Origin of the sequence: Arthrobacter sp. B2I5, from assembly GCF_030816735.1 — a bacterium.
Taxonomy (GTDB): Bacteria; Actinomycetota; Actinomycetes; order Actinomycetales; family Micrococcaceae; genus Arthrobacter.
Window position 1 is genome coordinate 145209 of sequence record NZ_JAUSYF010000001.1, and the last position, 18871, is coordinate 164079.

Below are 18871 nucleotides of genomic sequence, written 5' to 3' on the forward strand. Positions count from 1 at the left end.
TTTAGTGCCCCTGCTACCAGAGGGTTGCCACCGGCCCAAACGCTTGGAGGTCCTCATCGGCGGTGACCAGCGTAAGTCCCTCCACCATTGCCTGGGCGGCAATCATCCGGTCGAACGGATCCTTGTGGTCCCAGTCCAGTTGTCCCGCTGCCAGCGCATGGGGTGAAGAGACAGCCAGTTCGGAAGCGTAGAGGTGGGCAACCTGCCGCCCAAAGCTTGTGATGATCGCCGTGCCCGATGGCAGCTTGCCTTGGCGGTGCTTGTAGGACAGTTCGTAGGCGGTCACCGCCGAGACGTAAACCTGGTTGTCCAGTTTGCTGATGGAATTCCGGGCCTTGCCCGAGAGCCGTTTGGGTTCGGCGACTGCCCACAGGAAGACGTGGGTGTCCAGCAGGAGCCGCATTAGTCCATTGCCCCCATGTCCCCATCGCTCCAGGGGGCGTAGAACTCGTCCGGAACATGCAGGGGGCCCAGGAAGCCCAGCTCCCGTTTCTGCGGGCGCTCAATTTTTACCAGCCTGGCAACGGGCCTCCCGGCCTTGGCGATTACCACGTCCTCGCCGTTCTCCACCTGGTTCAACAATTCGGACAAACGCGTTTTTGCCTCTTGAACGTTGTACTGCCCCACATTGACCAAGTCTAGTTGGTCAGCCTCAACCGTGTAAGGCTCAGCCCAGTATTCGTTGTCACCGTAGTAATCCATGGACCGACGATATTCGTTCGGCTCTGGCGCAAACCCCGCCCTATGCCGCTATGTGGACAACCAGGAACTACGCCCTGGCGATGACCTCCCCGTTCGGGATCAGGAACCAGCCGTCGTCGGTGGAGCCCCAGCGGTGCCAGCCGGCAGAAATCCGGGCAAGGTCGGCCGGGTTCGCGAACCCGTACTCCAGCGCCTGTTCCGCGAAGGCCGAGTGCAGCACCCGCTCACCCCAGACGCGCGCCAGCCAGCGGCGCTGCTGGGCCGTGGCATAAAGCCAGTTGCTGCTGCTGGGGGCAACGTCGGTGAATCCCGCGGCCTGAGCCCAGCTGACCAATCGCCGCCCGGCGTCGGGCTCTGCTCCGTTCCGGCGTGCAATGCGCTGGTAGAGGTCCATCCACTCGTCAAGCTCGGGGATGGCGGGGTACCAGCTCATGCCGTGGAAGTCGGCGTCGCGCACTGCCACGATGCCGCCGGGCTTGGCGACGCGCCGCATTTCACGCAGCGCCTCAACGGGGTCGGTCAGGTGCTGGAGCACCTGGTGGGCGTGGACGACGTCGAACGTTTCGTCCGCAAAGTCGAGATCGTAGATGTTGCCGGCAACGAATTCCACGTTGGGTACTTCCCGCTCGACGGCGAGGGCCTGCGCCTGGGCGATGATGTCCGGCGAGCGGTCCAGGCCTGTAACCTTCCCGGGACTCACCAAGGCGGCAAAGTCGCAGGTGATGGTGCCGGGGCCGCAGCCGACGTCCAGCAGTGTCGAGCCGGGAGTGAGGTGCGGAAGGACGAACGCCGCGGAATTTTCGGCGGTCCTGGCGGCATGGGCGCGGACCACGGATTCGTGGTGGCCGTGCGTGTAAACGTCGTCTTCAGGCTGCTGCGCACTCATAACCAAACGCTACCCCCAACCACGATGGGACGAGTGGACTCCAAGGTCCGCGTCCTGCAGCGAACCCCGAAGGCGGGCCCGCAGCTATGGGTGTGATCCCCGTACCCCCCTGCCCGCGGCCGGGAATACGATGAGCCCTCCAGCCGGCGGCGGGCACCTGACCTCGCTGGACGTTCCACTACACCGTCATTGCCGCCGGTTGGTTGCGGCAACATGCTTTGGGAGGCCAGACGTGACACTCAAATCGAGGTTTGCTGCGGTAATGACGGTGGGAGGTTTACTCTCCGGGCTGCTCGTGGGACTCGGCGCCCAGCCGGCAAACGCGGCCGTGGCGCAGGTGCCCGCGACCGTTGAAACGGCTCCAATACCGGGAACGCCGGATGCGGCCGACGACGCCGCCATCTGGATCCATCCCACCGACCCGTCGAAGAGCACCATCATCGGCACGGACAAGAGCAGGGACGGACACGGTCTCGTCGTTTACGACCTGTCCGGACGGCAGTTGTTCTACTACCCCGACGGGCGCATGAACAATGTGGACGTCCGCTACAACTTCCCTCTCGGCAACAGCCGCGTCGGCTTGGTCGGTGTCTCGAACCGGGAACGGAGCCTGGACTTCTACAAAGTCAATGGTTCTGACGGCTCGCTGACGAAGGCCGGCAGCTTCTTGCCCACCTCCAGCATCACGACGCCCCGTGGGTTCTCCTTCTACCATTCCCCGGACACCGGCAAGTACTACGCGTATGTTACGGATGTCGGCAAGGTGGAGCAGTGGGAACTTGACGGCTCCACGGGATCCGTCACCGGCAAGCTCGTGCGCAGTTGGACGGTGAGCGGTCCCGCCCACACCGAGGGCCTGGTGGCCGATGATGAGATGAAACGGCTCTATATTGCGCAGGAGGACATCGGCGGAATCTGGCGTTACGGGGCCGAACCCGGCGACGCGACCGCAGGGACAAGGGTTGTCAGCACCACCGAGAACGGCGGTGAAATCGTCCAGGACATCAAGGGCATCAGCATTTACTACGGGAGCGGGGGCACCGGGTACCTGCTGGCCGCGAGCCAGGGCTCCAACCGGTTCCACGTCTATACCCGGGATGACAACCGGCCACTGGGCGCCTTCGCCATTCCGGCAGGCAACGGGATCGATGCTGTCACCGGCATGGACGGGATAGACGTCACCAATTTTGGCGTCGGTGGTCCCCTTCCCCCAGGGCTTCTTCGTCACCCAGGACACTTCAAACGAGGTCCGCCAGAATTTTAAGGCGGTGCCCTGGCAGTCCATCGCGGCCGCCTATTCGCCGGCTCTGCTCGTCGATCCGGCCTACGACCCACGCAAGATCGGGGCCGGGACATCCACCCCGCCTCCGCCGGGGGACACCACGCCGCCCGAGACAACCATCACCTCGGGTCCGCCTGCGACGTCGACGTCCACCAGTGCGTCCTTCGCATTCACCTCGAGTGAAGCCAATTCAACCTTCCAGTGCAGCCTGGACGGCGCCGCGCGTGCCGCCTGTACCTCGCCCCAGACGTACTCCGGACTGTCAATCGCATCCCACAGCTTCAATGTCTGGGCCACCGACGCCGCCGGCAACACGGACGGTACCGCAGCCACACAGGCCTGGAGCGTCACCTCCGGCGACCCGGGTGGCGGCGGCAGCGCCATCGTCCGCCAGTCGGTCAGTCAGGCCGTGAACACCACGGCAACCACCACCCTCAGGATCCCCAAGCCGGCCAACGTGGCGCAGGGTGACCTGCTGGTGGGCTGCGTGTCCCTCACTGGAGGCACCATTGCCGCGGCAGGTGTGCCCGCCGGGTGGACCGTGCTGGCGTCGGTGACCAATATCGCGAATCCCAAGGTCTACGGCTACTACAAGGTGGCCACGGCGTCTGAGCCGGCGGATTACGCATGGACCACCTCTTCGACGACCAGCGGGGGAGGCATCGCGAGATATACCGGCACCTCAGGACCCGACGCCGCCGCCACCACGGGATCCGGCGCGGCAGCCTCCTCGGGAACCATCCCCGCGGTGACTACCACGGCCGCGAACGCCATGCTCGTCGGATGCATGAGCGTCAACTCCAGCTCCGTGACACTCACTTCCCCGGCGGGAATGTCACAGGCAGTGGAAGCGGGGGCACGCCGCTTCGAGGTCGCCGATGGTATCCAGGCCGCCGCTGGAGCCAGTGGGGCGAAGACGTGGAACTTCAGCGCAGCCCGCGAATGGGCCGGCTGGCTGGTGGCGCTTCGGCCCAAGGCACCATAACCCGCAGCCACTTTCCCCGGAGGCAAACAGGAAGGGCCGTTTTGGCAAACCCAAAACGGCCCTTCCTCCGCGGCAGCGCAGTCTAAGCAGGGCCGGATTCGCCGCGGGCCGCCACCGTGGCTTCCACCATCGCCGTCATGAAGCGCGTGACGGTTTCCAGCTCCTCTTCCGAGAAGGCGGCCATGGCGCTGCCCATATGCTGCGCCAGGGGAGCGAAGACGGCCCCGCCCTCCCGGAACGCCTTGGGAGTCATCTTCAGCTGGACCTGCCGCCGGTCCGCGCTGTTCCGTTCGCGCACGATGTGCCCCGACTTGTCCAGTCGGTCGATCAGGGCGGTGGTGGCCGGGGAACTCAGGTTCAGCTCCTTGCGCAGGACCCCGGGCGTTACCACGCTGCCGGCGGCCGTGTGGCGCATGATGACGGCCAGGGCATTCATGTCAGTGCGGTGCATGTCCTTCCGGCCGCCGGCAACATCCACGTAGCGGTTGGCCTCCATGGTGAACTCCTGCAGAAGGCGCAGCAGCGGGTGAGGGGGACCTTCGGGCGCGCCGGCGAGCGGACCCGGGGCCGCTTCAGGCGAAGTTTTCCCTGCCATGTCCACCTCCCTGCATTCCTTGTTCCACGCGAACGTTTCCGTCCGGCCGTACTGACGGATATTACTGCAGGTCCCGCTTACGTCTTCAGCAGCTGAAAAAAGCTTGGCGGCCACTTATGTCTATCATGGAGATAATCTATGCTGGAACAAATACTACTCCACCCGCGTATTGATGGAAGGCGCCATGAACCGCACAAAAGTTGCCAACGAGCGAGTCCCTTTCTGGCTGCGCTGGCTGGTCCCTGCCGTCCTGGTGCTGACCTGGCTGGGAGTGGCCGGGGTTGGCGGCCCCACATTCGGCCGGCTGGAGGAGGTGTCCTCCAACGACCAGGCGTCGTTCCTGCCCGCCAGCGCCGAGGCCACCGAGGCCCAGGACTGGCAGGCAAAGTTCCGTGACTCGGACGAGGTTCCGGGCATCATCGTCATCGAGAAGAACGAGGCTTTCACTCCCGCGCAGCTGGGGGAACTGGCCAGGCTCAAGGCCAGCCTTGAAGAGCTCAAGCTGGGCAGTACGGTGATCGGCCCGATTCCATCCAAGGACGCCAAGGCAGTCCAGTTCGTGGTCCCGGTCGGGTCCTCCATTGAGGTCAAGGACGCGGTCAAGGAACTCCGCGAAACGGTGACGGAAGCAGCACCGGAGGGCGCGCAGACCTTCGTGACGGGCCCAGCCGGCCTCGCAGCCGACCTCACCGCAGCCTTCGGCGGCATTGACGGCATCCTCCTGCTGGTTGCCCTGTCCGCCGTGTTCGTGATCCTCCTCATTGTCTACCGGTCCCTCCTGCTGCCCATCATGGTGCTGCTGACATCCGTGTTTGCCCTTTGCGCGGCAATCCTGCTGGTGTTCGGCATGGCCAAGGCCGGCTGGATCCAGCTCAACGGCCAAAGCCAGGGCATCCTCTCCATCCTGGTGATCGGCGCGGCCACGGACTACGCCCTGCTGTTCGTGGCTCGCTTCCGGGAAGCGCTCACCCACACCACCAACCGCACGGCCGCCGTCCTCACCGCATGGAAGGCCTCCTTCGAGCCCATCCTGGCCTCCGGCGCCACCGTGATCATTGCACTGCTGTGCCTGCTCTTCTCCGACCTGAACTCGAACAAGGCCCTGGGCCCAGTGGCTGCCGCAGGCATCCTCTGTGCCCTGTTCGCCGCGCTGACCCTGCTTCCAGCGCTGATGGCACTGCTGGGCCGTGCCGCCTTCTGGCCGTTCCGCCCCAAACTCCTCCCCGCAGACCAGCGTGAACCCGAGCTGGTCACGGGCCTGGAAGGCCAGAAGGGGCTGTGGCGTGCCACCGGTTCGCTGGTGGCACGGCGGCCCAGGACCGTCTGGGTGGCCTCGGTTCTCCTGCTGCTGGTTGCGGCAGGTGGCCTGTTCCAGCTGAAGGCCAACGGTGTGCCGCAGACCGACGTCATCCTCACCGCCTCCAACGCCGTTGACGGCCAGGACGCGCTGGCCCGCCACTTCGACGCCGGCAGCGGCAGCCCCGCCGTCGTCATTGCCGACCAGGCCAAGGCAGCCGAGGTGCTGGACCGCGTGAAAGCGGACGACGGCGTGGGCGAGGCTTACCTGCTGGGCCCGGGCAGTGTGCCCATCACCGGAGCCCCCGGCGCTCCCAGCGCCCCGGACATCCGGGAGGGAAGGGTGATCATCAACGCCACCCTCAATGACGCTGCCGACTCGCTGGAAGCGGAGGAAACCGTCCAGGCCCTTCGCGCCGGGGTGAAGGCCGTTGACCCCGGGGCCCTGGTGGGCGGCGTCACCGCCACCGCACTCGACACCAACACCACCGCCCAGCATGACCTGGTGGTCATCATCCCCGTGGTCCTGGTGGTGATCCTCTTCATCCTGATGCTGCTGCTGCGCTCCATCGTGGCGCCGGTCCTGCTGGTGCTCTCCGTGGTGCTTTCCTACGCGGCGGCGCTTGGCGTGTCGGCCTTCGTCTTCAACAACATCTTTGGCTTCCCCGGCGCCGATGCCACAGTGCCGCTGTTCGGCTTCGTGTTCCTGGTGGCCCTGGGCGTGGACTACAACATCTTCCTGATGAGCCGGGTCCGGGAGGAATCCCTCAAGCACGGCACCCGGCCCGGCATTCTCCGCGGCCTGGTGGTGACCGGCGGTGTCATCACCTCCGCAGGCGTGGTGCTCGCCGCCACGTTCGCGGCGCTGGGCGTCATTCCCATCATGTTCCTGGTCCAGCTGGCGTTCATTGTGGCGTTCGGCGTGCTGCTGGACACCGTCCTGGTGCGCTCGCTGCTGGTGCCGGCCCTGGCCTACGACATCGGACCGAAGATCTGGTGGCCCAGCAAGCTGGGACGCACGGACGGCCCGAGCCCTGTACGGCCGCGGGAACCCGGCGTCGAACCCCTGGAAGAGGTTCCCAGCCGCTAACCCCGGCACCTCCACCACCCGTACGCATCAAGCACTACCCCTGCTGCCGCCACCAGTCCACGGTGGCGGCAGCAGCCGTTTCCAGCGGGGTGGGGCTGACGTCGAGGGCTGCCTGCGACGCGGCCGAGTCCATGATGAACGGCCGCTCGAACTGGTACAGCATCTCGGCCAGTTCGCGGGCATCGGCTGAGACAAGGCCTGCCGCGCGGAGCGTCCAGCCGGGCAGGACACGCACTTTGGGAGCTGTTCGTCCCGCCGCTGCGGCGAAGGCATGGGCCAGTTCCGTCTGGGTGAGCGCCGGGCCTGTGGGTGCGTGCCACACGGTGTTCCAGGCGGAGGGCCTGTCTGCCGCGGCGATCATTGCCCTGGCCAGGTCCGGGACGTACGTGAACGAGTGCGGCTGGCGGGAGCTGCCGATGACGCTGACATTCTTCCCTGCCAGGATCGGCACCACCATGCGCTCGCCGCCGTGTGCCATCCGGACGCGGGGCCCAAAGAAGTCGCCCGCCACCACGCTCAGGGCAGGAGCGGCTGCGGCCGCACGGGCCCGAAGCAGTTCAGTCCGCACGCCGCGCTTGCCGCCGGCAGCCATGCGGGGACTGTCTTCCGTCATCACGCGGTCCGGCTCCGAGTAGGAGTAGAGGCTTTCGGGGAATACGACGACGGCGCCTGCTTCCTGCGCGGCGGCCAGGACTGCCTTCTCGGCGGCGGGCAGTTCCGCCTGCCATGCCGAGGCGGTGTAGGCCGACCCGTGGATACAGTGGAAGACGGCCTTGGCGCCTGCAAAGGCAGTGCGCAGGATGTCCGGGTCCTTTGCATCCCCGGCAACCCGCTCAATCAGCGGGTGCCGGGGTCCGCTGCCCGAGCGGGTAAGGACGCGCACCTGCCGCCCCCGGTCTGCCAGCTGTTCGGCCACCGTCCACCCCACCGGTCCAGCTCCCGTCACTACATACGCATGTGCCACTTGTCCTCCTCGTTCCAGTTTTCTGAGAGCACTGCTCTCAGGAACAGCATGGGGCTGCGCCTTGGTGAAGTCAAGAGCGGTGCTCTCTTTCGATTCTGGCGCTCTCGGTTGTGGCATGCTGGATCGGTGACTGAAGCTCAGGAAACAGCCGCCGGCCTTGACCGCCCGCTCACGCCCCGGCAGCGGGCAAGGACGCAAACCGTGGCGGACATCGTCCGCCTGGGCCGCCGGCACCTGGCCACGCACGGTGCGGCCGCGCTCTCCCTGCGCGCAGTGGCGAGGGACCTGGGGGTGGTGTCCTCCGCCGTCTACCGTTACGTGGAGAGCCGCGACGAGCTGCTGACCCTGTTGCTGATCGACGCCTTCGGCGAGCTCGGGGACGAAGTGGACGCGGCCGTCGCCCAGGCTCCGGAAGGTGACCATGGTGCCCGCTTCCTGGCGCTGGGCAGGGCTGTCCGGGAATGGGCCGTGCGCGAGCCCGCCAGCTACGCGCTCCTTTTCGGCAGCCCCGTTCCCGGCTACAGCGCCCCTGCCGAGCGCACCACGGGTCCCGGCACGAGGGTCATCGTCAGCCTCATCAGTATCTTGGACGCGGCTTCCCGGGCTGGCCAGTTGTCGCTTCCGGCCGAAGGCTCCCCGCAACTGCCGCCAACCCTGGCCGCCGACCTGACCGCCATCCGCTCGGAATACGGCCTGGACCTCCCGGACGAGCTCGTGGCGCGGGGTGTCCTGGTGTGGGGTTCCCTCTCCGGTGCGGTCAGCTTCGAGGTGTTCAACCAGTACGGGCCGGACACGTTCAGGGCTCCCGCGGAGCTCTTCGACCATCACCTCGCCGTGCTGGCAGGCGTCGCCGGCCTGCCGGTTGGGGCCTCCCGATAAGTGCTGGCGAAGCCCTGTTGATGCGCCCGGGCCGTCGATAGACTGCCAGTGCGCCCGCATGGACGCGGAGCCTCGAAGGAGAGATGCACCATGACTGAGAACCCTGAAATTGCAGCCGAGGAACCCCGCAAGGGCAGCAGCGCCCCCGGACTGGAAGGCGAGGGCGGGCAGTACGTGGACGGCGACTACGGCGACGCCGGGGCCGTGGAAAGGCCGGCCGGGGAGTTGGGTGAGCAATATCCGGAGGGCGATTACGGCGCTGCCGGAACAGCTGGAACCCATGCTTCGGGCGTGGAGGACGGCGGGCAGTACGTGGACGGTGACTACGGCGATGCCGGCGCGGTCAACGAGCCCGAACGCGACGTTGCCGAACGCGACGTAGCTGAACGCGACGTTGCTGACGGCGAGTACGAGGAAGGCGACTACGGCGATGCCGGCACTGCGGGCCGCCGCACGGAGGAGTCCATCCGTGAAGGACTTACCGATCGCCAGGTCCAAACGACGGCGGAAGAGCGCGGCCCGCTCCACGGCGACCGGGATACGGAGCGCTAAGCAGCCCGGCGGAACGTTCTCCTAAAGCGAAACCCTGGGTCGCCGTCGTAATCCTGCGCGAGGAAGCCCGGAAATTCAAGGAATATCGAACTAAATGCCTGACATGGCCTCCAGAGTTGAGCGGACCACACTCAACTTTGGATTGACATCGTTGGCGCCCTGAGTAGAGTTGAGTGCAGAACGCTCAATGCTTAGGGCGCCAACCAGTTTCCAAGGAAAGAAGGAAGCAACACATGTCACGTGCAGTAGGTATTGACCTCGGAACCACCAACTCCGTCGTCTCCGTTCTCGAAGGTGGCGAGCCCACCGTTATTGCCAACGCTGAGGGTGGCCGCACCACGCCGTCGGTCGTTGCATTCTCCAAGTCCGGCGAGGTCCTGGTTGGCGAGATCGCCAAGCGCCAGGCCGTCAACAACATCGAGCGCACCATCGCATCGGTCAAGCGCCACATGGGCACCGACTGGAAGGTGGACATCGACGCCAAGAAGTACACCCCGCAGGAAATCTCCGCCCGTATCCTCATGAAGCTGAAGAACGACGCCGAGTCCTACCTGGGTGAAAAGGTCACCGACGCCGTCATCACCGTCCCGGCCTACTTCAACGACGCCGAGCGCCAGGCCACCAAGGAAGCCGGCGAAATCGCAGGCCTGAACGTCCTGCGCATCGTCAACGAGCCCACCGCCGCAGCCCTGGCCTACGGCCTGGACAAGGGCAAGGAAGACGAACTCATCCTGGTCTTCGACCTTGGTGGCGGTACCTTCGACGTCTCCCTGCTGGAAGTCGGCAAGGACGAAGACAACTTCTCCACCATCCAGGTCCGCGCCACCGCCGGTGACAACCGCCTGGGCGGCGACGACTGGGACCAGCGCGTCGTTGACTACCTGCTGAACCAGCTCAAGGTCAAGGGCATCGACCTGTCCAAGGACAAGATCGCCCTGCAGCGCCTCCGCGAAGCCGCTGAGCAGGCCAAGAAGGAACTCTCCTCCTCCACCAGCACCAACGTCTCGCTCCAGTACCTGTCCGTCACCCCCGACGGCCCGGTCCACCTGGACGAGCAGCTGACCCGCGCCAAGTTCCAGGACCTCACCAAGGACCTGCTGGAGCGCACCAAGAAGCCGTTCCACGATGTGATCAAGGAAGCCGGCATCAAGCTCTCCGACATCAACCACATCGTCCTCGTTGGTGGCTCCACCCGTATGCCCGCCGTGTACGACCTGGTCAAGGAACTCGCCGGCGGCAAGGAGCCGAACAAGGGCGTGAACCCGGATGAGGTTGTGGCCGTTGGTGCAGCCCTGCAGGCCGGTGTGCTGAAGGGTGAGCGCAAGGACGTCCTCCTGATCGACGTCACCCCGCTGTCCCTCGGCATTGAAACCAAGGGTGGCGTGATGACGCACCTGATCGAGCGCAACACCGCCATCCCCACCAAGCGGTCCGAGACCTTCACCACGGCGGATGACAACCAGCCGTCCGTGGCCATCCAGGTCTTCCAGGGCGAGCGCGAGTTCACCCGCGACAACAAGCCGCTGGGCACATTCGAGCTGACCGGCATCGCCCCGGCCCCGCGCGGCATCCCGCAGATCGAGGTCACCTTCGACATCGACGCCAACGGCATCGTCCACGTCTCCGCGAAGGACAAGGGCACCGGCAAGGAACAGTCCATGACCATCACCGGTGGCTCCAGCCTCTCCAAGGAAGACATTGACCGCATGGTCCGTGACGCCGAGGAGCACGCAGCCGAGGACAAGGCCCGCCGCGAGGCAACCGACACCCGCAACACCGCCGAGCAGCTCGCCTACTCCGTGGACAAGCTGATCGCCGACAACGCGGACAAGCTTCCCGAAGAGGTCAAGACCGAGGTCCAGGGCGATGTCGACAGCCTCAAGAAGGCCCTCGAAGGCACCGACGACGCAGCCGTGAAGTCCGCGTTCGAGAAGCTGCAGGCTTCCCAGACCAAGCTCGGCGAAGCCATCTACGCCCAGCCCGGTTCACCGGACGGCGCAGGCGCTGCAGGTGCTGAAGGTGCCGCAGGTGCTTCGGCAGGTTCCTCCGACGAAGACATCGTCGACGCCGAGATCATCGACGAAGACGAAGCGAAGAAGTAACCCATGCCGCACCACGGTAACGAGGAAGAGCACAACACATCCGCAAGCCAGCAGAACACGCAGGGCAACGGCCAGGAGCCGGTCATCCGGGACAACCGCAAGGTTGACCCGGTGACCGGGCAGGCCCGGCACCCGGAGGGCGGCCAGTCCGCCCCCGGGGCCGGTTCCCAGGCCGGGGCAGCAGATTCCGACGGCGACGCGCTGGCCCAGGCCGAGGAGATTCTCAACGGCGTGGACGTGCCGGCCGAGGAATCCGTGGCCCAGGGTGCGCCCGCAGGGTCTGCCGGCAACGCCGAGGCAGCCGAGCTGCGCAACGACCTGCTCCGCCTCCAGGCTGAGTACGTCAACTACCGCAAGCGCGTTGAACGCGACCGCGCCGTGGCAGGGGAAATGGCCGTCATCGGCGTCCTGAACTCCCTGCTCCCGGTCCTGGACGACGTCGACGCCGCCCGGCAGCACGGCGACCTCACCGACGGTCCCTTCGCCGCGATCGCCACCAAACTGGAGAACGCGCTGAAGACCTACGGCCTGGTCCGCATCGATGAGACCGGCGTGGAGTTCGATCCCACGATCCACGAGGCCCTGATCCAGCAGCCCGGCGAGGACATCGAGGTTGACACCGTCAGCCAAGTCCTCCGCTCAGGCTACAAGTCAGGCGACCGGGTCCTCCGCGCAGCCCAGGTCATCGTCGCTGTCCCTGCGTAGCATTACCCCCATCGAGATGACAGTTCGCGGCAGTGATTCCACGGAACATTGGCGCGAACTGTCATCTCGGCACAGATTCTTGAAAGGAAACGCCATTGGCTAGCCAGGATTGGGTGGACAAGGACTTTTACAAGATCCTTGGTGTTGCCAAGGACGCTTCCGATGCCGACATCAAGAAGGCCTACCGGAAGCTTGCGCGGCAGCACCACCCTGATACGAATGCGGGGAACTCTGCTTCCGAGAAGAAGTTCAAGGACATCTCCGAGGCTTATTCGGTGCTTTCGGACCCGGACGAGCGCCAGCAGTATGACGCCATCCGGGCCATGGGCAGCGGGGCACGGTTTGCCCCGGGCGGCGCAGGTGCCACGAACGGCGGCTTCGAGGACATGTTCGGCGGACTGTTCACCGGCAACACCGGACGCCACGCCGGCGGGTTCAACCCCTCCGCGGGCGGCATTCCGCCCGAGTTCGCGGACCTCTTTGGCGGCTTCGGCGGAGCCCCCGGGTTCCAGCGCACCCCGCAGAAGGGTGCCGACCGGACCGCTTCCACCAGCATTTCCTTCGCCGGCTCCATCCGCGGCACCACCATCGGCCTGCGTGAACCCAGCGGCGAAGTGATCGATGTCCGGGTTCCCGCCGGCATCAAGGACGGCCAGAAGGTCCGTGTGCGCGGCAAGGGCCAGCCCGGTGCTGCCGGTAACGGTGACCTGGTAGTGACCGTCGCTGTCCAGCCGCACCAGTTCTACACGCGCGACGGCGACAACCTCCGGATCCACGTCCCCGTCACCTTCCCGGAGGCTGCTTTGGGCGCGGACATCGAGGTGCCCACGATCGACGGCGACAAGGTCAAGGTGCGTGTTCCGGCGGGCACGCCGTCCGGCCGCACCCTCCGGGTGAAGGGCAAAGGCGTCAAGACCTCCAAGGCCACCGGCGACCTGCTGGTGACCATCGACGTCGCGGTTCCCAAGAACCTCAACAAGGAAGCCGAGGCTGCGGTCAAGGCGTTCGCCGAGGCAACGTCGTCGGCGGATGTTCGCGAGGGCCTCGCAGCCAAGGCCCGGCTCTAGGCACGGAGGTGAGGCGTGGACATCAATGCTGACCAGCCGATCTTCGTGATTTCGGTGGCGGCCGAGCTGGCGGACATGCACCCGCAGACGCTGAGGCAGTACGACAGGCTGGGGATCGTCAAACCCAGCCGTGCCCCTGGAAAGTCCCGGCGCTACTCGCAGCGTGACGTGAACATGCTGCGGGAAGTGCAGCGGCTGTCCCAGGAAGGCGTGTCACTGGAGGGGATCAAGCGCATCCTGGAACTCGAAAACCAGGTGGCAGCCCTCCAAAGCCGGATCGCCGAACTTACCGAGGAACTCGCGCGGCGGCCGCGCTCTGTGGATTCGCGCATCTTCGCGGCCGGTGCGGCGGGCGACGTGGTGAGCCTGGCCCGCGGCCAGCGCCCCCGGCCCCGGTCCCAGGCGGTCATGCTGTGGCGGCCGCGGGCGCTCGGGCAATAAGTACCGATTCCCGGCAAGCCATCACGAATATGAGTACCCGCTACTCGTGACGGAAAAGCCCCCTGGAACTTGAATGGAACCATCGCCGGATCAGCGGCGGTGGTTCTGCAAGTTCTGGGGGTTTTTCCGTGTTTACAGATCTCAGCAAAGCTTCAATCAGGATCCGGCCATGAGCCCGGGAATGGAATCCGTGGCCGCGTTCAGCAGTTCCATGCCGGGGCAGATCCTGCTGGCCATCGGGCAGACCATTGTTGTGGTCTGCGTGTGTTTCGACATGGTCCGTGAGTTGTCCGTCCCGCGGTCGCACCGGCGCTACGTGGCCAGTACCGTCTTCCGTACCCTGGCAATCCCGTCGATCGTGGCCAATGCCATGACCGTCTTCATCGCCCTGGTGGTGTCCTCCTGGGTGGACGTGGTGATGGGCATGTTTGTCCTGGTTGCCATTGTCTTCCGGTTCCACCACAACCAGGACGAGGACAACTGGTGGAAGGGCAAGGGCAAGAAGCTCGCCCGGTGGGCCCGCCGGCAGTTCGCCGGCAGGACGTCCACCGCCCCGGCCATGGGGTAACGACTCAGCCGTTGATGACCTGCGGTACGCCCAGGGCCTTGAGGCCTTCGACGCCGAATTCGACGCCGTAGCCGGACTGCTTGGCCCCGCCGAAGGGGATGCGCGGGTCCACGGCGCCGTGCCGGTTGATCCAGACCGTGCCGGCCTGGATACGGGCCGCGACCTCGCGGGCTGCAGCCAGGTTGGGGGACCACACCGAGGCGCCCAGCCCCACGTCGAGCCCATTGGCCTTCTCCACCGCTTCGTCGATGCTGCTGTAGCGGATGATCGGCAGGGCGGGGCCGAACTGTTCCTCGGCTACCAGCGGGTTGCCGTTGTCGATGTCCGCCACCAGGGTTGTGGGGTAGAAGAAACCAGGCTGGCTGGTATCCGGGTTCCCGCCCAGCAGGACGCGCGCCCCGGAAGCCTTGGCCGCCTCCACGAGGTTCGCCACGACGTCGTACTGTGCCTTGTTCTGCAGCGGACCCAGCACGTTGTCCTCGTCCAGGCCGTTGCCCATGGGCATCTGCCGGGCGACCGCCACGAGCTCCTCGCAGACGGCGTCGTAGATGTCATCGTGGACGTAGAGGCGCTTGAGCGCTGCGCAGGTCTGGCCGGTGTTGAGGAATGCGCCCCAGAAGATGTCCGTGGCGATGGCTTTCGGATCGGCGTCGGGCAGGACGATGCCGGCGTCGTTGCCGCCCAGTTCCAGGGTGAGCCGCTTGACGGTGTCGGCGGAGGACTTGATGATGGCCCGGCCGCCGGCGGTGGAACCTGTGAACATGATCTTGCCGATCGCGGGATGGTCGGTGAGCCGGGCGCCGACCTCCCGGCCGCAGGAAACCACGGACAGGATGCCCTCGGGGAGTTCCTCGTTGAGGACCTTGACCAGTGCCAGGACGCTCAGGGGGGTGTTGCCGGACGGCTTGACCACCACGGCGTTGCCCATGCGTAAGGCCGGGGCCAGCTGCCAGACGGCGATCATCATGGGCCAGTTCCACGGTCCGATCGCCCCCACGACGCCGATGGGCCGGTAGTGCAGTTCGGCGCGGGTTTCGCCGTCGTCCACGATGGTTTCGGGCTCCAGCGGCAGGCCGGCGGTGGCGCGGAGCCAGGCGACGCAGGCACCCACTTCGAAACGGGCATTGGGGCCGTTCAGGGGTTTTCCCTGCTCACGGGAGAGCAGCTGGGCCAGTTCCTCTGCGGAGCGTTCGACGGCGTCGGCTGCCTTCAGGAGCGCGGCGGACCGGGCGTCGTGGCCCAGGGCAGCCCAGGCGGGCTGGGCGGCGACGGCAGCTGCGACGGCAGACTCAAGGTATTCAAGGCCGTGGACGGGTGCTTCGCCCACAGCCTCACCCGTAGCGGGGTCAAAGATGGTCCGGCCGGTGCCGGCCGCGGGGGAAATGGACGCGAGGAGTGCATCGTAGGTTTCCAAGGGATACTCCACTTCGAGTAGCAAGGACGCCAGCCGGTCGGCGTAGCGGGTTACTCCCCAGTCTGGGTGCCGGCCTGCCCCGGGCTCTTGTGTTTGTGCGCAGAGCCCTTGTCCGGGAGCGAACGCCGTGCCAAACTGGCCCGGTTTTGGGGCATCAAACACCGCAGGACCCCGGTGTTTCCGGGGTCCTGCGGCTCAAACTGGGCCAGTCCGGCCAATCTGTCAGCCGGCGTAGGGGTCGGCGATGCCGATGTATTGGGTGGTGGTGTATTCGGCGATGCCTTCGGTTCCGCCTTCGCGGCCCAGGCCGGAGTGCTTGACGCCGCCGAAGGGCGCTGCGGCGTTGGAGATGACGCCGGCGTTGAAGCCGACCATGCCGAACTCGATCTGTTCCGCCACCCGGAGCAGGCGGTTGAAGTCCCGGCTGTAGAGGTAGGAGGCAAGGCCGTACTCGGTGTTGTTGGCGAGCCGGATGGCGTCTGCCTCGGTAGTAAACGTGGTGACCGGGGCGACGGGTCCGAAGATCTCCTGGCCCAGGATCCCGGCGTCGTTGGGGACGTTGGCCAGGACGGTGGGCTGGTAGAAGTAGCCGGGCCCGCCCACGGGGGTTCCGCCGGTGACGGCGGTGGCTCCGGCGTCGACGGCGGCAGACACCAGGGCGTGGACGTCGTCCCTTGCGCCGGCGTCGATGAGCGGGCCGACTTGGGTGGCCGGGTCGGTGCCGCGGCCGGTGGCCAGGGCGCCCATTGCGGCTGCGAACTTGGCGGTGAATTCGGAGGCGACGGATTCGTGGACCAGGAACCGGTTGGCGGCGGTGCAGGCCTCGCCCATGTTCCGCATCTTCGCAGCCATTGCGCCTTCGACGGCGGCATCGAGGTCGGCGTCTTCGAACACGATGAACGGTGCGTTTCCGCCGAGTTCCATGGAGGTGCGCAGGACGTTCTGGGCGGCGTCTGCCATCAGGCGTTTGCCCACTGGGGTGGAGCCGGTGAAGGAAACCTTCCGCAGCCGGGAGTCCTTCAGCAGGGGCCCTGAGATCCCGGAGGCGGATGAGGATGCGACGACGTTCAGGACGCCCGCGGGCAGGCCGGCGTCGAGCATGGTCTGCGCGAAGTACTGGGCCGTGAGCGGGGTGAGCTTGGCGGGTTTCAGGACCATGGTGCAGCCGGCGGCGACGGCGGGGGCGACCTTGCGGGTGGCCATCGCCAGCGGGAAGTTCCAGGGGGTGATCAGCAGGCACGGTCCCACCGGCTTGTGCTGGACCAGGATCTTGTTCCTGCCCTCCGGGGTGGTGAGGTAGCGGCCGTAGTCCCGGACGGTTTCCTCGGCGAACCAGCGAAGGAACTCGGCACCGTAGGTGACCTCGCCCCGGGCTTCGGCCAGCGGCTTGCCCATTTCCAGGGTCATCAGCAGCGCGAAATCCTCGGCCCGTTCGGTGACCAGGTCGAAGGCCCGGCGCAGGATCTCCGCCCGCACGCGGGGTGCAGTCATGGCCCAGGAGGCCTGGACGGCGTCGGCGGCGTCCAACGCCGCAACAGCGTCATCGCTCGTGGCGGAGGCGAGGGTGGCGAGCACCTCTCCGGTGGCGGGGTCGTGCACATCGAACGTGCCGCCGTCGGACGCCTCCCGCCATTGCCCTCCGATCAGCAGGCCGGTGGGCACGGAAGCCAGCAACGATGCTTCACGCTCCGGTGAAATGGCAGGGGAAAGCGCAGAAGTAACTGTCATGGAAGAAGTCCTTTGGGAAGGGGAAGGTCAGTAGCTGGCGGTTGTGCCGCCGTCGGCCTGCGGGATGTATTGCGCGGCGAGGGCTTCGGAGCCGCGGGCCAGGAGGGCGACGTCGGCGCCCACCAGGATGAAGCCGGCGCCGTTGTCCAGATAATGCCGGGCGGTGTCCGGGGCGAAGGCATTGACGCCTGCAGGCTTGCCGGCCGCCTTGGCAGCGGACAGGCAGTGTTCGACGGCGGCGCGCACCTCGGGGTGTTCCTGCTGTCCCAGCAGGCCCATGGAGGCTGCGAGGTCGGACGGGCCGACGAAGATGGCGTCCACGCCGTCGACCTTGAGGATGTCCTCCACTGCCTCGACGGCCGCCGTCGACTCGATTTGGACGGTGACGCTAATGGTCTCATTGGCCCGGGCCAGGTAATCGGGGACGCGGTTCCACCGGGCGGCGCGGGCCAAGGCCGAGCCGACGCCGCGGACGCCCTGCGGCGGGTAGCGGGTGGCCGCAACCGCAGCCTCGGCTTCCGCCACGGAGTTCACCATGGGGATCAACAGGTTCTGCACGCCCAGGTCCAGGTACTGCTTGATCACCACGGTGTCGTTGACCGGCGGCCGGACCACGGTATGGACTGGGTAGCCGTGGATGGCCTGGAGTTGGGCCAGGATGGATTCGAGCCCGTTGGGGCTGTGTTCGGCATCCACCAGGAGCCAGTCCAGGCCGGACCCTGCGCAGAGCTCGGCGATCAGCGGGCTCCCGGAGCACACCCACATTCCGGCCAGCGGCCGGCCTGCTTCACCCTTTTGGGCAGCCAGGGCGGACCGGAAGGTGTCCTCTACTCGAAACGGCATGTGACGCTCCCCAGGGGTCCGTAGTCTGCGTGGACAGTATCGCCTTTGTACACCCACATGGGACGGGTGAAGGATCCGGCCAGGATGATGTCGCCGGCCTTCAGCGAGTCCCCGTGGGCGGCGATCTTGTTGGCCAGCCAGTGCACCCCGTTGGCAGGGTGGTCCAGGACTCCGGCTGCCACGCCGGTCTCCTCCACGGTCTGGTTCTTGTACAGGATGGCGGAGACCCAGCGGAGGTCCACGGCGTCCGGCTTCACGGGATTGCCGCCGATCACCATGGCGCCCATGGCCGCGTTGTCCGAGATGGTGTCCACGATGGTCCGGCCCTCCATCTCGATCCTGGAATCCAGGATCTCCAGGGCCGGAACCACGTAGTCGGTGGCCTTCAGGACATCGAAGATGGTCACGCCGGGGCCCTTGAGCCCGTCCTTCAGGACGAAGGCGAGTTCCACCTCCACCCGCGGATGCGTGTACCGGTCCCACTCCACGGAGCAGCCGGTCTCCAGCACCATGTCGTCAAAGATGGCACCGTAATCCGGTTCGGTGATGCCTGTGGCGGCCTGCATGGCCTTGGACGTGAGGCCGATCTTGCGCCCCACCAGGGTCCGGCCGGCGTCCTCGTTCCGGCGCCGCCACAGCTGCTGCACGGCGTAGGAGTCCTCCACGGTCATGTCTGGGTAGCGGGTGGTCAGGCGGGGGACGGGGGTGCGGGTGCGGCCGGCCTCCACCAGCTCGTCCGCGATGGCCTCAATCGTCTTCGGCTCCAGCATCT

General features: G+C 66.4%; 19 protein-coding genes. 10 read left to right on the forward strand and 9 right to left on the reverse strand.

Translation table 11 applies throughout. From position 1 onward, the window contains the following. Positions 1-13 precede the first annotated feature (13 nt). The 3 genes from QFZ60_RS00620 to QFZ60_RS00630 form a co-directional block, all read right to left on the reverse strand. Entirely contained in the window at positions 14-403 is a 390-nt protein-coding gene (locus QFZ60_RS00620) for a type II toxin-antitoxin system VapC family toxin (RefSeq protein WP_307087246.1), read from the reverse strand. Further along, positions 403-702: a type II toxin-antitoxin system Phd/YefM family antitoxin gene (locus QFZ60_RS00625; protein WP_307087247.1), complete on the reverse strand. Its 300-nt coding sequence runs from the start codon at positions 700-702 to the stop codon at positions 403-405. Before QFZ60_RS00625 ends, QFZ60_RS00620 begins: the two co-directional genes overlap by 1 nt. Before the next feature lie 67 nt (positions 703-769). Continuing rightward, positions 770-1588 carry a methyltransferase domain-containing protein gene (locus tag QFZ60_RS00630; protein WP_307087250.1) on the reverse strand — a complete coding sequence of 273 codons (819 nt, stop codon included), beginning with the start codon at positions 1586-1588 and terminating at the stop codon, positions 770-772. Between the two features lie 232 nt (positions 1589-1820). On the opposite strand from QFZ60_RS00630, the gene QFZ60_RS00635 reads away from it, so the two are divergent. Together QFZ60_RS00635 and QFZ60_RS00640 are read left to right on the forward strand one after the other, a co-directional pair. After that, positions 1821-2852 carry a phytase gene (locus QFZ60_RS00635; RefSeq protein ID WP_307087251.1) on the forward strand — a complete coding sequence of 344 codons (1032 nt, stop codon included), beginning with the start codon at positions 1821-1823 and terminating at the stop codon, positions 2850-2852. Continuing rightward, positions 2785-3855, forward strand: a complete 1071-nt coding sequence (locus QFZ60_RS00640) for a hypothetical protein (RefSeq protein WP_307087253.1) — start codon at positions 2785-2787, stop codon at positions 3853-3855. Before QFZ60_RS00635 ends, QFZ60_RS00640 begins: the two co-directional genes overlap by 68 nt. A gap of 82 nt (positions 3856-3937) precedes the next feature. On the opposite strand, the gene QFZ60_RS00645 is transcribed toward QFZ60_RS00640, so the two are convergent. Continuing rightward, positions 3938-4450, reverse strand: coding sequence for a MarR family winged helix-turn-helix transcriptional regulator (locus tag QFZ60_RS00645; RefSeq protein ID WP_307087255.1), 513 nt, complete (start codon positions 4448-4450; stop codon positions 3938-3940). 184 nt (positions 4451-4634) lie between these two features. Between QFZ60_RS00645 and QFZ60_RS00650 the strand changes: the two genes are divergently transcribed. Continuing rightward, positions 4635-6836, forward strand: a complete 2202-nt coding sequence (locus tag QFZ60_RS00650) for an efflux RND transporter permease subunit (protein ID WP_307087256.1) — start codon at positions 4635-4637, stop codon at positions 6834-6836. Positions 6837-6870: 34 nt separating this feature from the next. Here the strand turns inward: QFZ60_RS00650 and QFZ60_RS00655 are convergent, their stop codons facing one another. After that, positions 6871-7800, reverse strand: coding sequence for an NAD-dependent epimerase/dehydratase family protein (locus QFZ60_RS00655; protein WP_307087257.1), 930 nt, complete (start codon positions 7798-7800; stop codon positions 6871-6873). Positions 7801-7926: 126 nt separating this feature from the next. On the opposite strand from QFZ60_RS00655, the gene QFZ60_RS00660 reads away from it, so the two are divergent. The 7 genes from QFZ60_RS00660 to QFZ60_RS00690 all read left to right on the forward strand — a co-directional run bounded on the left by QFZ60_RS00660 (position 7927) and on the right by QFZ60_RS00690 (position 14114). After that, the gene (locus QFZ60_RS00660; RefSeq protein WP_307087258.1) at positions 7927-8679 is read left to right on the forward strand and encodes a TetR/AcrR family transcriptional regulator; all 753 of its coding nucleotides are present in this window, start codon (positions 7927-7929) and stop codon (positions 8677-8679) included. 90 nt (positions 8680-8769) lie between these two features. Continuing rightward, complete coding sequence (locus tag QFZ60_RS00665; RefSeq protein ID WP_307087259.1) at positions 8770-9231, forward strand: hypothetical protein; 462 nt, start codon at positions 8770-8772, stop codon at positions 9229-9231. Positions 9232-9464: 233 nt separating this feature from the next. Beyond that, positions 9465-11333: a molecular chaperone DnaK gene (gene dnaK / locus QFZ60_RS00670; protein WP_307087260.1), complete on the forward strand. Its 1869-nt coding sequence runs from the start codon at positions 9465-9467 to the stop codon at positions 11331-11333. Between the two features lie 3 nt (positions 11334-11336). Continuing rightward, entirely contained in the window at positions 11337-12038 is a 702-nt protein-coding gene (locus QFZ60_RS00675; protein WP_307087261.1) for a nucleotide exchange factor GrpE, read from the forward strand. Positions 12039-12133: 95 nt separating this feature from the next. After that, positions 12134-13105: a DnaJ C-terminal domain-containing protein gene (locus tag QFZ60_RS00680; RefSeq protein ID WP_200830456.1), complete on the forward strand. Its 972-nt coding sequence runs from the start codon at positions 12134-12136 to the stop codon at positions 13103-13105. Positions 13106-13120: 15 nt separating this feature from the next. Then, complete coding sequence (locus QFZ60_RS00685; RefSeq protein ID WP_142118135.1) at positions 13121-13546, forward strand: heat shock protein transcriptional repressor HspR; 426 nt, start codon at positions 13121-13123, stop codon at positions 13544-13546. A gap of 181 nt (positions 13547-13727) precedes the next feature. Continuing rightward, on the forward strand, positions 13728-14114 hold the full coding sequence (locus tag QFZ60_RS00690; protein WP_307093152.1) for a hypothetical protein: 387 nt from the start codon (positions 13728-13730) through the stop codon (positions 14112-14114). Positions 14115-14118: 4 nt separating this feature from the next. Here the strand turns inward: QFZ60_RS00690 and QFZ60_RS00695 are convergent, their stop codons facing one another. From QFZ60_RS00695 to hpaH, 4 genes are all read right to left on the reverse strand, one after another. Further along, the gene (locus tag QFZ60_RS00695) at positions 14119-15528 is read right to left on the reverse strand and encodes an aldehyde dehydrogenase family protein (RefSeq protein WP_307087262.1); all 1410 of its coding nucleotides are present in this window, start codon (positions 15526-15528) and stop codon (positions 14119-14121) included. A gap of 222 nt (positions 15529-15750) precedes the next feature. Further along, complete coding sequence (locus QFZ60_RS00700) at positions 15751-17256, reverse strand: NAD-dependent succinate-semialdehyde dehydrogenase (protein ID WP_307087263.1); 1506 nt, start codon at positions 17254-17256, stop codon at positions 15751-15753. A gap of 27 nt (positions 17257-17283) precedes the next feature. Beyond that, entirely contained in the window at positions 17284-18099 is an 816-nt protein-coding gene (locus QFZ60_RS00705; protein WP_307087264.1) for an HpcH/HpaI aldolase/citrate lyase family protein, read from the reverse strand. Beyond that, positions 18084-18869, reverse strand: a complete 786-nt coding sequence (gene hpaH / locus QFZ60_RS00710) for a 2-oxo-hept-4-ene-1,7-dioate hydratase (RefSeq protein ID WP_307087265.1) — start codon at positions 18867-18869, stop codon at positions 18084-18086. The genes QFZ60_RS00705 and hpaH overlap by 16 nt, the downstream gene beginning before the upstream one ends. Positions 18870-18871: the final 2 nt, after the last annotated feature.

Bases quoted from the DNA above. Each gene is read 5' to 3' on its own strand.
- QFZ60_RS00665 (WP_307087259.1), top strand. From the start codon at position 8,770: ATGACTGAGAACCCTGAAATTGCAGCCGAGGAACCCCGCAAGGGCAGC.
- QFZ60_RS00690 (WP_307093152.1), top strand. From the start codon at position 13,728: ATGGAATCCGTGGCCGCGTTCAGCAGTTCCATGCCGGGGCAGATCCTG.
- hpaH (WP_307087265.1), bottom strand. From the start codon at position 18,869: ATGCTGGAGCCGAAGACGATTGAGGCCATCGCGGACGAGCTGGTGGAG.
- QFZ60_RS00625 (WP_307087247.1), bottom strand. From the start codon at position 702: ATGGATTACTACGGTGACAACGAATACTGGGCTGAGCCTTACACGGTT.
- QFZ60_RS00630 (WP_307087250.1), bottom strand. From the start codon at position 1,588: ATGAGTGCGCAGCAGCCTGAAGACGACGTTTACACGCACGGCCACCAC.
- QFZ60_RS00675 (WP_307087261.1), top strand. From the start codon at position 11,337: ATGCCGCACCACGGTAACGAGGAAGAGCACAACACATCCGCAAGCCAG.
- QFZ60_RS00620 (WP_307087246.1), bottom strand. From the start codon at position 403: ATGCGGCTCCTGCTGGACACCCACGTCTTCCTGTGGGCAGTCGCCGAA.
- QFZ60_RS00650 (WP_307087256.1), top strand. From the start codon at position 4,635: ATGAACCGCACAAAAGTTGCCAACGAGCGAGTCCCTTTCTGGCTGCGC.
- QFZ60_RS00705 (WP_307087264.1), bottom strand. From the start codon at position 18,099: ATGCCGTTTCGAGTAGAGGACACCTTCCGGTCCGCCCTGGCTGCCCAA.
- QFZ60_RS00700 (WP_307087263.1), bottom strand. From the start codon at position 17,256: ATGACAGTTACTTCTGCGCTTTCCCCTGCCATTTCACCGGAGCGTGAA.
- QFZ60_RS00645 (WP_307087255.1), bottom strand. From the start codon at position 4,450: ATGGCAGGGAAAACTTCGCCTGAAGCGGCCCCGGGTCCGCTCGCCGGC.
- dnaK (WP_307087260.1), top strand. From the start codon at position 9,465: ATGTCACGTGCAGTAGGTATTGACCTCGGAACCACCAACTCCGTCGTC.